The organism is Candidatus Spongiihabitans sp. (genome assembly GCF_965247905.1).
Classification (GTDB): domain Bacteria; phylum Pseudomonadota; class Gammaproteobacteria; order Arenicellales; family Poriferihabitantaceae; genus Spongiihabitans.
Window position 1 is genome coordinate 2,823,417 of the sequence record NZ_OZ252047.1, and the last position, 12,726, is coordinate 2,836,142.

The window sequence follows — 12,726 nt, forward strand, 5'->3', positions numbered from 1 at the left end:
GCAGATGCTGATGCGCGCTCAGGGGCTCTGGTATTTTTTGGAGATGTAGTATTGCTGCGCAATGGAAAGCAGGTTGTTCACAACCCAGTACAGAACCAGCCCGGCGGGGAACCACAGGAAGAAAATAGTGAATACAAATGGCAATGCCATCATGATTTTCTTTTGAATCGGATCGACCGGCGCCGGGTTCAGAAAATACTGCGCGATCATGGATGCGCCCATGATGACCGGCAACACAAAATAAGGGTCGGGCACGGACAGGTCATTTAGCCAAAACATGAAGTCGGCTTGCCGCAACTCCACGCTCTCCAGCAACACCCAATACAGCGAGATGAACACCGGAATCTGCACCAGAACCGGCAAGCATCCGCCGGCAGGATTCACTTTTTCGGATTTATACAGCTTCATCATTTCCTGCTGGAATTTTTGCTTGTCGTCGATGTAGCGCTCCTTCAAAGTCGCCATTCGCGGTTGCAGCCTTTTCATCTTCGCCATGGACTTGTAACTGGCGGCGGACAGCGGATAAAAAATCGCCTTGACCAAAACAGTGAGCAGAATAATCGCCCAACCCCAGTTTTGCACCAGGCCATGAATTTTAGTCAGCAGCCAAAACAGCGGGCTGGCGATGGGTGTCAGCCAACCATAATCGACCGTCAATTTCAGCGCTTTCGCGTTTTGTTCATCCAGACGCGCCTGCTCCTTGGGGCCGACGAATAGCGCGGCATTGACCACGCCGGCGCCGCCCGCTGGAATGACGACTGGCTGGGTTGTCTTATAACCAATGCGAAATTGCGGCTTGGCGACATCGCCGCTAACGCCGGAATACAATTGGTAATTGTCTGAGCCGACAGGCAGCCAGGCGGCAACGAAATAGTGCTGCAACATGGCAACCCAGCCCTCCGCGGTGGTCACATTCAGGACGCCTTCGCGCATGTCGTCATAGTCGATTTTTTCGTACTTCTCTTGTTCGGTGTAAATTGCGGCGCCGTTGTAACTCGGCAATCGGCCCAGAAAACCCATTGAGCCTTCCTGCACAATCTCAGTTTGCTTCAACTGCCCGTATGCAAATCCCACCCACGGCCGATCGCTATTGTTGGCGATTCTAAAATCCACCTCGATACGGTAGCTGTCGCGCTTGAAGGTAAATATTTTTTCGTAGGCGACTCCGTCTGCCGCGGTCCAGCTTAACTTCACATCAAGATCAGTTTCATCACCGAGTTGATACTCAAACTGAGTCGCGGAAAACAAGACATTGTGGTTTGGATATTCGCGGTCATTGCCGATCAACCCGCTTTGTGCAACAAACACATTTGCACCCTGTGACGCGTCATCCCGGCGCATTAACACAAACGGTTCATCGGGCGTATCAACGCTGACCGGATGCTTGAGCAGTTCCACCCTGATCAGATCCCCGCCCTGGGTGTCTATCTGGGCATGGATCAAATCCGTGGTGACATTAATGATTCTGCCACTCGACGCGTCTGCAACGACCGACTCGGCCACATCGGCATTGTCATTAGTCTGAGTGGCTGCCACTTCCGGGGCGTCCGGCACATCTTCGCTAAGATTGGCGTTGGTTGCATTGCTGGCAACCGTGCCATTGATGCTTGGGTTCGCCTGTCGCTCAGTTTGGAACTCCACCCAGGATTGCCAGATGATCACCAGCACCAAACCCAGCGCGGCCAACAGCATCATTCGTTGAAATTGCATTGTTTATTTTTGTTATGGCCTGTGTTGAATTTGCCGTTGAATTTGCCGTTGAATTTGCCAGTTGAATTTACCAATTGAATTTACTTGGCGCGCGTTATCGCAAAAAAACGGCCTGTCGCTTATTGTCTATTCAGGGTCCGGAACCGGGTCATAGCCGCCTGCATTCCAGGGATGACACCGACCGATTCGTTTGACCGCCAACCAACTGCCTCGTATCGAACCGTGTTTTTCAATGGCTTCCACGGCGTAGCTTGAACATCCCGGGTGGAAGCGGCAGCACCGCCCAATGAACGGGCTGATCATGACCTTATAGATTTTAATTATCGCAACCAGTAATTTTCGCATTTTTCACTCGCATTTTTTGGCGCATCTTTCGCGCATCTCTCGGCCGCTCTATACCATAACTTATCCAGCTCCCGCCGAAGCGCCTGATTGGCTTGTTCTGCACCACCGGCCTTAGCCACCACGACCAAATCGATTGTGGGTAACTCGACCAGGCGCAACCGGAAAGATTCCCTGATTTGTCGTTTAATCCGATTGCGTTGCACCGCTTTTTTGCTCACTCGCCTGGATACGGCCAGCCCCAGCCGCGGATGATCAAGCGCATTTCCGGCGACATGAATACTAAAATATTTTCCGTGGATCGATTTTCGATGATCGAAAACCGCGCTGAACTGGGCGTTAGTCAGAAGTTTACGCTGGCGTCCAAGGCATCCATGGCCCGCCGCCGGTTGCGGACTGCCGCTGCTTGCGACCTCAGTCAACCTGGCCTATGCACTTAATCGAGTGCGTCCCTTAGCACGACGGGCATTGATGACCGCGCGTCCGCCGCGGGTACGCATACGCTCGCGAAAACCGTGGGTGCGCTTGCGCTTCACTTCGCTGGGCTGGAATGTACGTTTCATGGCATTAATTCGAAGACCTTAAAGGGCAGCGGAATCTAACCTTTTTGGCGAGAAAATTCAAGCAATAGGGGCTGACACCTAACATTTTGCATGTTAGGGTGGGCGTATGTACATAAAGCATTGTAAATTAAGCGAAAACAAGCAACTAGAACTGATGAAATACTTCGTTGCAGGTGCAACGGCAAGAACAGCTGCAAATTTATCAGGCATTCATCGTAACACAGCGGTAAGGTTTTTCCACAAGCTGCGAGGAAAAATTGTGCTTAAACAACAGGATCGCAGCGAGCAATTCAGCGGTGAAATCGAACGGGATGAAAGCTATTTTGGCGGAATCAGAAAAGGCAGGCGGGGCAGAGGCGCCGCTGGCAAAATAATCGTTTTCGGCATTTTGAAGCGCGGCGGGAAAGTTCACACGCAGACCGTCCTTGACGCCAGGGCAAAGACCTTGATGCCTGTCATATGGCTGAAAATAAGGCCTGACAGCATTGTTTACACGGATTGCTGGCGTTCTTATAATGCGCTGGACGTTGCGAAATTCAGGCATTACAGAGTCAACCACAGCAAGCGCTTTGCGCAAAAACATAACCCTATAAACGGGATTGAGAATTTTTGGAACCAAGCGAAAAGGCATTTAAGGAAGTTTAACGGAGTGCCTCGGCAGCACTTCGATTTGTTCTTGAAAGAATGCGAATGGCGGTTTAATATCGGAGCCCCAAACAAACTACTTGAGGACCTGAAAAGTTTGCTCAAAGAACTTTATTAGGTGTCAGCCCTAGAATATTTAAAAGTGAATATTTAAAAGTGAATATTTAGGCGTGCATAAGGTTGTAAATCGCTGAAATTGCCTTTATACTCGCATATTCTCCAATGGCGCTATTCGAAAATGAGGCGCCAGCCCGATAACGCCACACTGTGAGGCTAATATTATGAAATGGGAAACACCAACTTACAAAGACATCCGTTTAGGCTTTGAAGTAACGCTTTACATCGACAATCGCTAAGTACGGTGCGAAGGGGCAGCAATGCCCCTTCTTTTTAGCGCTAATACTTTTGTTTGCATATTTTGTATATCAGGGTACTGGGTGCGGGTGCGGGCGGTGGCTTTCCGCAATGGAACTGTAACTGCCCAAACTGTAAAAGTTTGCGTCTCGATCTGTTCTCAGGGAAACCAAGAACACAGTCGTCGATTGCCATCTCCGCCGACAAGCAAAACTGGTTGCTGGTCAACGCCTCTCCGGATGTTCGAACCCAACTGGAATTTTTCGACGAAGCACACCCCCCAAATGCGGTACGGGGAACCGGCATCAAGGCAATATTACTGGTTGATGGCCAAATTGACCACTGTGCCGGGCTGTTGATCCTAAGGGAAGGCGAGCCACTGGAGCTTTACACAACCCGAGTCGTTAAGCACGATTTATCGACGCATTTTCCGATAATTACGATGCTTTCGCATTACTGCGGCGTCAATCACCATGTTGTCCCCATTGATGGCGGTTCCTTCATGATCAATGATATCAGTGATATCAAAATCACTGCGCACGCGCTTGCCAGCAGAGCGCCACCCTACTCGCCTAACCGAAATAATGCAACGCCCGGCGATAATATCGGCGTGACCATCGAACAAATATCAAACGGAAAAAAGCTGTATTACGCACCGGGTTTGGGGCTTATTGAAGCGCACGTTCTGTCGGCCATGCGACAAGCAGACTGCGTACTGGTTGATGGCACCTTCTGGACCGATGATGAGTTGGTTAAAACTTGCGGATTCGGCAAATATGCTCGAGATATAGGTCATTTACCGCAATCGGCCAAGGGGGGGATGATTGAGGTCTTGAGCGGGTTGCCGGAGAAAATAGAAAAACATTTGATCCACATTAATAACACCAATCCAATTTTAAACGAAGATAGTCCGGAACACGCTGAACTTGCCCGCGCCAATATCGGTGTCTGTTATGATGGACAAACAATTGTTTTGTAATCCGCAGCAACAATGAACCTTTAATATCATGTCGTGAACATTTGGTGAACTCGCTAGAACAATGAATGATGCGGTTGATAAAACACCCTGGTCAAAGGAGGAATTTAAAGCGCAACTGCTTGGGATGGAGCGCTATTACCATATTCATCATCCCTATCATGTGCTGATGAATGAGGGCAAGCTCAATGAAGCGCAGATTCGAGGCTGGGTCGCTAATCGCTATTATTATCAGGTTTCTATTCCGATTAAGGACGCGGCTATCATGGCAAACTGTCCGGATCGAAAGACCCGCGCACTGTGGATACAGCGCATTCTTGAGCACGATGGCCAGGCGGATAATCCAGGCGGCATTGAGGCATGGATACAACTCGGCCAGGCAGTGGGATTGGGCCGTGAAGAAATCGTCAGCGAGGAGTACGTTTTGCCTGGGGTTCGCTTTTCGGTGGACGCTTACGTGAACTTCGCCCGTCGCGCTGATTGGCATGAAGCCGCAAGCTCTTCGCTCACAGAATTATTTGCGCCCAAAATGCACCAGCAACGCCTGGATAACTGGCCATCGCATTACCCTTGGGTTGATTTAAAAGGATACAAATACTTTCGTAAACGACTCAGCGAAGCCCGACGTGATGTTAAGCATGCCCTTGAAATCACGCTGGACTGGTATCGAACGCGCGAAGCGCAGGAGAACATGCTGTCCATTCTCAAATTCAAGCTCGATGTGCTTTGGACCATGGCCGATAGCATGTATATGGCTTATATACATCACATGCCGCCCTACTACAATATTGATAGCAATATTTAACTGCTGGGAAGTCAATGTGCGATCCAATCTCAAATAACAGCGTATTTGCGTTTTCCAAATTAAATCGACTGCAGTGGGAGCCCGCACAGGAAAAACACGTTATTTTGTACCCCGAAGGCATGGTCGAACTCAATGCTTCTTCGGCGGCTATTTTAAAGCTCTGCGATGGTGAACGCAGCTTCATCGAAATTGTCAGCGCACTTGAAAAACAGTTTTCTGTTAGCGATATCAACGCTGATGTGGCTAATTTCCTGACCACAGCGCTGGAAAAAAACTGGGTGCTGTTAAAAACCTGAACACACGCCCATGAACAGCAACTCAACGACAACGCCATCAATCACCCCGCCACGTTGGATACTGGCCGAGTTGACCTATGCCTGCCCTTTGCAATGCCCATACTGTTCCAATCCAGTCAATTATACTGGCATAAAGTCCGAATTGAGCACGGAAGATTGGAAGCGAGTACTTAGCCAGGCGCGTGAGTTGGGCGCTGTGCAGCTCGGTTTGTCTGGCGGCGAACCGTTGGTGCGTAAAGACCTGGTCGAAATTATCAGTCACGCGTGTTCGCTTGGTTACTACAGTAATTTAATTACTTCCGGTTATGGGTTGAATAAAGACAAAATCCAGACCATGCAAACGGCAGGGCTCGACCACATCCAGCTCAGCATCCAGGCCAGCGATGCCGAACTGAATAATTATCTGGCGGGGACGGACAGCTTTGAGCATAAAAAACAAGTCGCTCGCTGGGTAAAAGAAACCGGCTATCCGATGGTGCTTTGTGTGGTGATTCACCGACAGAACATACACCAGATGCAAAATATCCTGGAAATGGCCACCGAACTTGGCGCAGACTACGTTGAGCTGGCCAATACGCAATATTATGGCTGGGCTAAAGTAAATCGCGATTATCTGTTGCCCACCAAAGAGCAACTTGAGTCATCGGAAAGCATTGCTCAGGCCTACAAGCAAAAGAAGGGCGTAAAAGGCGAGATGGAGATATATTACGTTGTGCCGGATTACTACGCGGATCGCCCGAAAGCGTGCATGAACGGCTGGGGCACAACTTTTTTGATGGTGGCGCCGGATGGCGTAGCGCTCCCCTGCCATGCGGCGCGAGAACTCCCCGATATTGATTTCCCCAATGTCAATGATTACTCGATCTCAGAAGTCTGGTATCAGAGCAATGCCTTTAATCGATTCCGCGGAAACGATTGGATGCAGGAGCCTTGTCGCAGCTGTCCAGAAAAGGCTAAAGACTTTGGCGGTTGTCGTTGCCAGGCCTACTTGCTCACTGGCGATGCCACCAATGCCGATCCGGTGTGCAGCAAATCCCACCACCACAACGTGATTGAGCAGGCGATAAAATCCGCCAAGGAGTCAGGCGAACCGGCCCACAGCCAGAAAGTGTATTTCAGGAACCCGCAGAACTCCAAAGTCTTATAGGGCAAATAAACACAAGCATCCATTTTCCCGCTAACATTCACCCGACCCGTGCGCCTGTTACAAAGTATGAACCAGGCCGGGAATCATGATATTATTCTTATGGCTGGTTTCATTATAATTATCTGTAGTTGAGTCCCTTCCGTGTTGGTTTATCCATAATGAGTCTTTTCACCTTTCAAGCCACTGTTTGATGCAGCCTTCTCCCTAAAAATAATCCTGTAACGAATTGCGCATGCGCTTGGCTGAGATGGCCTGGCCGGCTTGTTTCAAAACAGGCGAGGCAAGCTCGGTGGACAGATTTCCATGGCAAACGCTTAACAAGACAGCAGCCTGTTCATCCAACACCAGGCTGTGGTAATAGTCACACAGGGCTAGTTTGTCCATTGCCGCAATCTCCGCGACCAATCGCTCACGCGTGGTAAAATCATAAGCCTCGCGATCAAGTTCCGCCCAATAGCGCGAAACAATATCGCCCAGATGTTTATCTTCGCGCATCAGTTGTGCAACCAGCCCGGCCTTGCTCGCAGCAAAAGTTTTTGCGGACAAAGCAGACAAGGTTTGCGCATAGTGGCGTAAAAACCTACCGGTTAAGTCTGCAATATCGTTCACCGAATGACGATCGGATTGCACCGAGAATCCCAACGCTGGCGTATCGCGCAAGTTAAACGTGAAAGCCGATACAATATACCCCACCTCCGCTTCGGTTCTTAGCGCCTGAAAAAAGGGCGAGTGAATGAGTCCACCAATCAACCGTGTCGCCGCCAATTCTTTTATTTCCTTAGACTTCCCCTGAAAGATCAATGCGATAGCGGCATCGCTGTGTTCCGCTGGCGAAGTGATAAACGCCCATTGACCGGCCTTGAGTTTACGCACTTTCTCGCGTTGCGCCAATGACCCTGTTACCCCATCTGGCGACAAATGCATCATCAATTTTCCCGCACGCACACTATCGTCCTCACTCAGATTCCCCACCGACAACACTAACCATTGAGCGTCATTGAGTAGCCTCTGAACATGTGTGACAAGGTCTTCGCAGCTGAGGCGTTCCAGCGCAGACAGTTGTTCCTGCGCGAGCCATCTCGAGGTCAACAACACATCGTAAATACCGTTGATCGCCACTTTAAAGGGGTGGGCCTTCAATTCATTGTTTAAGCCTCGCCTAACATATTCGCGCTGAAAGTCAAAGGTTTCCCGGTCAATCTTGATCGACAGAATCACCCTGACAATTTCACCCAGCAAATCTGATTGCTGATCCGAATAGCCGTTTATTCGCACGCTCAAGCCTGCCGGATTTTGATCGACTCGATACCCCATGCCCGCAAGGCGCGCCGAATAAACCTCAGTGCTTAATGCCTCTCTCAATACCCGTACAAATATTGTCGTTAGCACTGTGCGCTTGGCCGAGCGGCTGACGACTGGCGAGCGCAGGGCGAAATAAAATTCCGCTTTAGGCTGGCCAAAACGCAACAGCGTCTGGTGCCATACCTGTATATTGCGTTCATCCAGAACTTTAACGGGCTTGTTTTCCACCTCGCTTACCCCTGCTTTTGGCGACATCAACTTAAGTCGCCTGGGGATGAATGGGTTGGGCTTGGGCAACATCAACTCCGCTATGACTTTGGCTTGACGCCAGCGGGTTAACTTGTCCTCGCCTATTCTGTCAATCGTATAGCCAACATCGTACCACTGTGTGGTCTTGCGGGTCACAAGATCTGGATCGGTAATGATCAATTGCACATTATCCGGGTGCAAACTGTTCAGAATAAGCTTGATGGCGGCTGGATCGTACTGACCATAAAGATCGGGAACAGACAATACCTCAACCGCTTCATAACGATGCAATAAGCGGGCCACTTGCTGGACCAACCTGGCTTCGTCCGCTTTATCCTGAAATCGAAAATCAAGCTCAGCCATTTGCTTAAGCTCTGCAAAGTACGCTAAGGTTACGCCTTTTTTCGCAAGGAGCTTAATCATCGAAAAAAGCAGCTCGCCAATTTCGTCGATGTGTTGAAACCCCAGCTCGCTCAGGCTGATATTGACATCAAACAGCGCTTGAATGTCATCGCTATACCCCAACCCAGCGTTTAGGGAATTGGCCCAGGCTCGCGCTTTAAGCAAGGCCAATAACGAGCCTTGCCCTTGATGCCCTAAAAAGGTAGCCAAATAATGGCTCGGCCTGGTATCGGTGTAGGGATACACGGATTCAATGGGAAAACAGTAAGTCACTTGCCGCACCTCCTTGATCGGCTTTAGCCTGAGTACTCTGGGGACATCGTTTACGGCCACAAGAGGGTCGATAAAAGGTTGATAGGCCTCCCCATGAGATGCAGTCGGAGATGCAGTCGGAGATGCAGTCGGAGATGCAGTCGGAGATGCAATCGCATTGAATTTTCCCTCAACCCAGTATTGCAGCCGATCCAGCGCGTGATGGCTGACCACTACCAGCGCCATGCGCTGCGCATGATAGAAACGCTCGAAAAAATCAATTAAATCATCGCGCACTAAGTTGTTTGCTCGATCCGCTAATGTTTGCAGGCTGCCCGCGGCAAATTTATGACTCGGATGTTGTGGATTAAAAAGCTCGCCACGCGCGGCATTCAGTCTGGAGGCTTCATCTTTTTTACGCGCCATGTATTCCGAATGCACGATCGAGCGTTCACGATTGATACAGGCTTTGTTGAACAGGGGGGCGATAAAAAACTGCGCGAATCGGTTCAGTGCACCCTCCAGAAAATTCGGAGGAATATTGAAAAAATAGTTGGTGGAACCTAACGCAGTGGACGCATTATACGAGCCGCCATGCGCACTGATAAACTGCTGGTACTCTCCGGCCACAGGGTATTGTCTGGTGCCAAGAAACAGCATGTGTTCAAGGAAGTGCGCAAGTCCCGGCCGGTCACTTGGGTCGTGACCACTGCCCACCTGAATATCCAGCGCCGCCGCCGCTTGATCCGCTTTATCATCGAAGATCAGCATGACTTTTAGCCCATTATTGAGCACCAGCGCACGATATTCGCGCGTGTCCGTCGGGCTTTTGACGATTTCAGGCATAAGCGCCGAGTCTGCTTGAACTAACACAGCAATTGCCCGCTTTTACAAATGGAATTCAGGATTGCATAAATATCTCGAATATATCAGCCATGAAAAAGTCCGTCGGCTTGTCAGTTTGTTTGGGACAGGCTTTGGAAAGGGCGCTTAACCAGGCGCGCCGTGTGCTGCGATCATATCCATCAGCGATGGCGAAAGACAGTCATAGGGCTCAAGCCCTAACTCAGTGAGACGGGCTCGAACAGCGGCCATCTCATCGGGTTTTTTCGCCCCGGTCTCCAGGATTGAAGACACGAACGCGGCAAATACTGGCGCCGACCATCCGCTTTGCGACGAGAGTTCCGTGTGTACAAAATCCAAGCCGTGGAAAGGATGCCCGGTGTTTTCAATACGGCCATACATATGCGCGCCACATTCTTTGCAGGCATGGCGTTGAATGGTGGCGTCCTCATCAATAATATGTAATTTGTCTTCGTTGGCGGTAACCGCCAACGCGTCTCTGGAGACGACGGCCACCTGCGAAAACAGCGCGCCACTGGGTTTCCAGCATTTTGAGCACCCGCAAACATGGTTATGCGCAGTTTGCGCGCCAACACTAACTTCGACTTTGTCGTTGCTGCAGTTGCATTGCAGTGTACCACCAACAAAACCAGCATCGCCCGGATTAACGCCGTTATCAACAGCGGGATGTATAGAAACAGTTCTCATTAGTTTTCTCCTGAACGTTTGAAAATATTCGTTAATGATCATTGATATGCACTATGTGCCTCAGAATTTTTTGTTGCCGAAACAGTTTATATCATCGGCTGGCGAATAACCAGCCCAGGTTGAGCGCTCTTTTTTGAATGTAAGCAGAGTTTTAATTGAAAGAAGAGTGCAACCCGTTTCCTTCAACAGTCGGCACAGGCTTTCACTGCGAGAACAATTGGGACTAAACCAACCCTAACCGTGATTCACGGGGAGTTCAAAACTCTTGTATCTATGCCATAATCATGCGATGACATGGGATCAAATCAGTATTCTTGGATTGTTGTCGGTCACGGTTGTGATGTTTATATGGAACCGCTGGCGTTACGATGTCGTGGCCGGAATCGCGCTGCTGGCGGCAATTTATTTGGGCATCGTCGATGTCGACCGCGCGTTCGCCGGATTTTCCCATCCGGCGGTGATTACCGTGGCTTGCGTTTTGGTCATCAGCAAAGCATTGCAAAACTCAGGGCTGGTCGATATTTTTCTTCGTGTTCTGGCCGGCGCCCGGCGCAGCGCCACCAGTCAAATCGCCGCGAATTGCGGCATTGTCGGTTGCTTGTCCGCGTTCATGAATAACATCGGCGCGTTGGCGTTGATGTTGCCGGTCACCATCCGCGACGCCAAAAAAGCCAAGCGCCGCGCCTCCAAAATTCTGATGCCGCTTTCATTCGCCAGTTTGCTGGGCGGGTTGGTGACCATGATCGGCACTCCGCCGAACATCATTATTGCCACTATTCGCCAAGAGAATCTCGGGCAGCCCTTTGGCATGTTTGACTTCGCCCCGGTGGGTCTGGCCGTGGCGGTTTGCGGATTGTTGTACATCGTGACCATTGGCTGGCGGCTAATCCCGGTGAATGGTCAGGAAGAAGCGCAAGACGACCGGTTTCAAATTGCCCGATATTTGACCGAGGTGCGCGTGACCGAAGGCTCTTTGCTGATTAATTCGACGGTCGGCGGGCTTGAAAAAATTTGCGAGAACGAGGTGACCGTTATGGCCATTATTCGTCATAAACGCAACCGGCTGGCGCCGTCCACGGCGGAGAAAATTCTGGAGCATGATGTGTTGATACTGCAGGGCGATTCCGAATCGTTGCAGCCGCTGTTCGCATCGCCGGGGCTGGTGCAGGTCGGAGATGGTGATGATGATGCGGATAAGGATGCGGCCAGCGACTTGCTGCAATCGGAAGAGTTCAAGGTGGTTGAAGTGGTGATCATGCCCAACTCCATGATGGAGGGTGTGATGATGCGCGATTTGAGGCTGCATGATCGTTATGGCATTAATTTATTGGCGGTTTCCCGGCAAGGCAGCACGCCGATGTTCCGACTGGCTCGAATCCGATTTCGGATTGGTGATGTGCTTTTGCTTCAGGGCGCCGATAAGACCATGGAGCAAACTGTCAGTGCATTGGGCTGTATGGTGTTATTTAGCAAAGCCAGAGCCTTTGCTATTCGCACAAAAAGTTATGTAACACCCGGGGTGTTTGCGCTGGGCATTGCCGCTGCCGCATTCGGTCTGGTGCCGGTGCAAATTGCTTTTGCAACGACATGTGTTGCACTGATTCTGTTGAAAGCCGTAAAGCTAAGGGATGCTTATCGAAGCATCGAATGGCCGATCATCATATTACTCGGCTGTTTGATCCCGATAGGCGAAGCGTTGCATACAACCGGCGCAACGGAACTGATATCGAATGGTATTCTAAGCGTAGCATTTGATATTCCGCTGTGGTTTCTGATCGCGTTGCTAATCGTGGTTTCGATGTTGCTGTCGGATTTGATTCATAACTCCCCGACCGCCGTGTTGATGGCGCCGCTGGCGCTAAGTCTGGCGGAGGCCATGCAAATTTCACCGGACCCGCTGTTAATGGCAGTCGCGATAGGCGCGGCCTCTGCCTACCTGACACCCATAGGCCACCAGTCAAATACGTTGGTTATGGGCCCAGGCGGATATAATTTCGGCGATTACTGGCGCATGGGATTGCCGCTCGATATTGTGATTGTGTCGGTTGCTGTGCCAATGATTCTTTGGGTATGGTAATAGAGATGCCGAATTAAGGGGACACAACACTTAATTTAGGTTCACCATTACCTAT

At 50.4% G+C, this 12,726-nt stretch carries 13 protein-coding genes; 7 read left to right on the forward strand and 6 right to left on the reverse strand.

All coding sequences use genetic code 11. From position 1 onward, the window contains the following. Positions 1-18 precede the first annotated feature (18 nt). From yidC to rpmH, 4 genes are all read right to left on the reverse strand, one after another. Positions 19-1,710, reverse strand: coding sequence for a membrane protein insertase YidC (gene yidC / locus ACP158_RS14420; protein WP_424946801.1), 1,692 nt, complete (start codon positions 1,708-1,710; stop codon positions 19-21). 126 nt (positions 1,711-1,836) lie between these two features. Then, positions 1,837-2,055 carry a membrane protein insertion efficiency factor YidD gene (yidD, locus tag ACP158_RS14425; protein WP_424946802.1) on the reverse strand — a complete coding sequence of 73 codons (219 nt, stop codon included), beginning with the start codon at positions 2,053-2,055 and terminating at the stop codon, positions 1,837-1,839. Continuing rightward, positions 2,031-2,474 (reverse strand): ribonuclease P protein component, encoded by a 444-nt coding sequence (gene rnpA, locus ACP158_RS14430; RefSeq protein WP_424946803.1) that lies wholly within the window; start codon positions 2,472-2,474, stop codon positions 2,031-2,033. Before rnpA ends, yidD begins: the two co-directional genes overlap by 25 nt. Before the next feature lie 6 nt (positions 2,475-2,480). Beyond that, positions 2,481-2,615, reverse strand: a complete 135-nt coding sequence (rpmH, locus tag ACP158_RS14435) for a 50S ribosomal protein L34 (RefSeq protein ID WP_423909252.1) — start codon at positions 2,613-2,615, stop codon at positions 2,481-2,483. Between the two features lie 106 nt (positions 2,616-2,721). Here rpmH and ACP158_RS14440 point away from each other — a divergent pair, with 106 nt between their 5' ends. From ACP158_RS14440 to pqqE, 6 genes are all read left to right on the forward strand, one after another. Continuing rightward, complete coding sequence (locus tag ACP158_RS14440) at positions 2,722-3,378, forward strand: IS1595 family transposase (protein WP_424946804.1); 657 nt, start codon at positions 2,722-2,724, stop codon at positions 3,376-3,378. Positions 3,379-3,541: 163 nt separating this feature from the next. After that, a complete protein-coding gene (gene pqqA, locus ACP158_RS14445) occupies positions 3,542-3,616 on the forward strand; it encodes a pyrroloquinoline quinone precursor peptide PqqA (protein ID WP_423911079.1) in 75 nt (24 codons plus the stop codon). Between the two features lie 62 nt (positions 3,617-3,678). Beyond that, positions 3,679-4,593, forward strand: coding sequence for a pyrroloquinoline quinone biosynthesis protein PqqB (gene pqqB, locus ACP158_RS14450; protein ID WP_424948479.1), 915 nt, complete (start codon positions 3,679-3,681; stop codon positions 4,591-4,593). 61 nt (positions 4,594-4,654) lie between these two features. Next, positions 4,655-5,395, forward strand: coding sequence for a pyrroloquinoline-quinone synthase PqqC (gene pqqC, locus ACP158_RS14455; RefSeq protein ID WP_424946805.1), 741 nt, complete (start codon positions 4,655-4,657; stop codon positions 5,393-5,395). A 14-nt stretch (positions 5,396-5,409) separates the two neighbouring features. Beyond that, complete coding sequence (pqqD, locus tag ACP158_RS14460; protein ID WP_424946806.1) at positions 5,410-5,691, forward strand: pyrroloquinoline quinone biosynthesis peptide chaperone PqqD; 282 nt, start codon at positions 5,410-5,412, stop codon at positions 5,689-5,691. A gap of 10 nt (positions 5,692-5,701) precedes the next feature. Then, entirely contained in the window at positions 5,702-6,838 is a 1,137-nt protein-coding gene (gene pqqE / locus ACP158_RS14465; protein WP_424946807.1) for a pyrroloquinoline quinone biosynthesis protein PqqE, read from the forward strand. A 204-nt stretch (positions 6,839-7,042) separates the two neighbouring features. Here pqqE and ACP158_RS14470 read toward each other — a convergent pair whose 3' ends face one another. Beyond that, entirely contained in the window at positions 7,043-9,889 is a 2,847-nt protein-coding gene (locus tag ACP158_RS14470; protein ID WP_424946808.1) for an insulinase family protein, read from the reverse strand. Between the two features lie 144 nt (positions 9,890-10,033). Beyond that, positions 10,034-10,594: an S-(hydroxymethyl)glutathione synthase gene (gene gfa, locus ACP158_RS14475; RefSeq protein ID WP_424946809.1), complete on the reverse strand. Its 561-nt coding sequence runs from the start codon at positions 10,592-10,594 to the stop codon at positions 10,034-10,036. A gap of 289 nt (positions 10,595-10,883) precedes the next feature. Here gfa and ACP158_RS14480 point away from each other — a divergent pair, with 289 nt between their 5' ends. Then, entirely contained in the window at positions 10,884-12,671 is a 1,788-nt protein-coding gene (locus ACP158_RS14480) for an SLC13 family permease (protein WP_424946810.1), read from the forward strand. Positions 12,672-12,726: the final 55 nt, after the last annotated feature.

Bases quoted from the DNA above. Each gene is read 5' to 3' on its own strand.
- gfa (WP_424946809.1), bottom strand. From the start codon at position 10,594: ATGAGAACTGTTTCTATACATCCCGCTGTTGATAACGGCGTTAATCCG.
- ACP158_RS14440 (WP_424946804.1), top strand. From the start codon at position 2,722: ATGTACATAAAGCATTGTAAATTAAGCGAAAACAAGCAACTAGAACTG.
- pqqD (WP_424946806.1), top strand. From the start codon at position 5,410: ATGTGCGATCCAATCTCAAATAACAGCGTATTTGCGTTTTCCAAATTA.
- rpmH (WP_423909252.1), bottom strand. From the start codon at position 2,615: ATGAAACGTACATTCCAGCCCAGCGAAGTGAAGCGCAAGCGCACCCAC.
- yidD (WP_424946802.1), bottom strand. From the start codon at position 2,055: ATGCGAAAATTACTGGTTGCGATAATTAAAATCTATAAGGTCATGATC.
- ACP158_RS14470 (WP_424946808.1), bottom strand. From the start codon at position 9,889: ATGCCTGAAATCGTCAAAAGCCCGACGGACACGCGCGAATATCGTGCG.
- pqqE (WP_424946807.1), top strand. From the start codon at position 5,702: ATGAACAGCAACTCAACGACAACGCCATCAATCACCCCGCCACGTTGG.
- pqqC (WP_424946805.1), top strand. From the start codon at position 4,655: ATGAATGATGCGGTTGATAAAACACCCTGGTCAAAGGAGGAATTTAAA.
- yidC (WP_424946801.1), bottom strand. From the start codon at position 1,710: ATGCAATTTCAACGAATGATGCTGTTGGCCGCGCTGGGTTTGGTGCTG.
- ACP158_RS14480 (WP_424946810.1), top strand. From the start codon at position 10,884: ATGACATGGGATCAAATCAGTATTCTTGGATTGTTGTCGGTCACGGTT.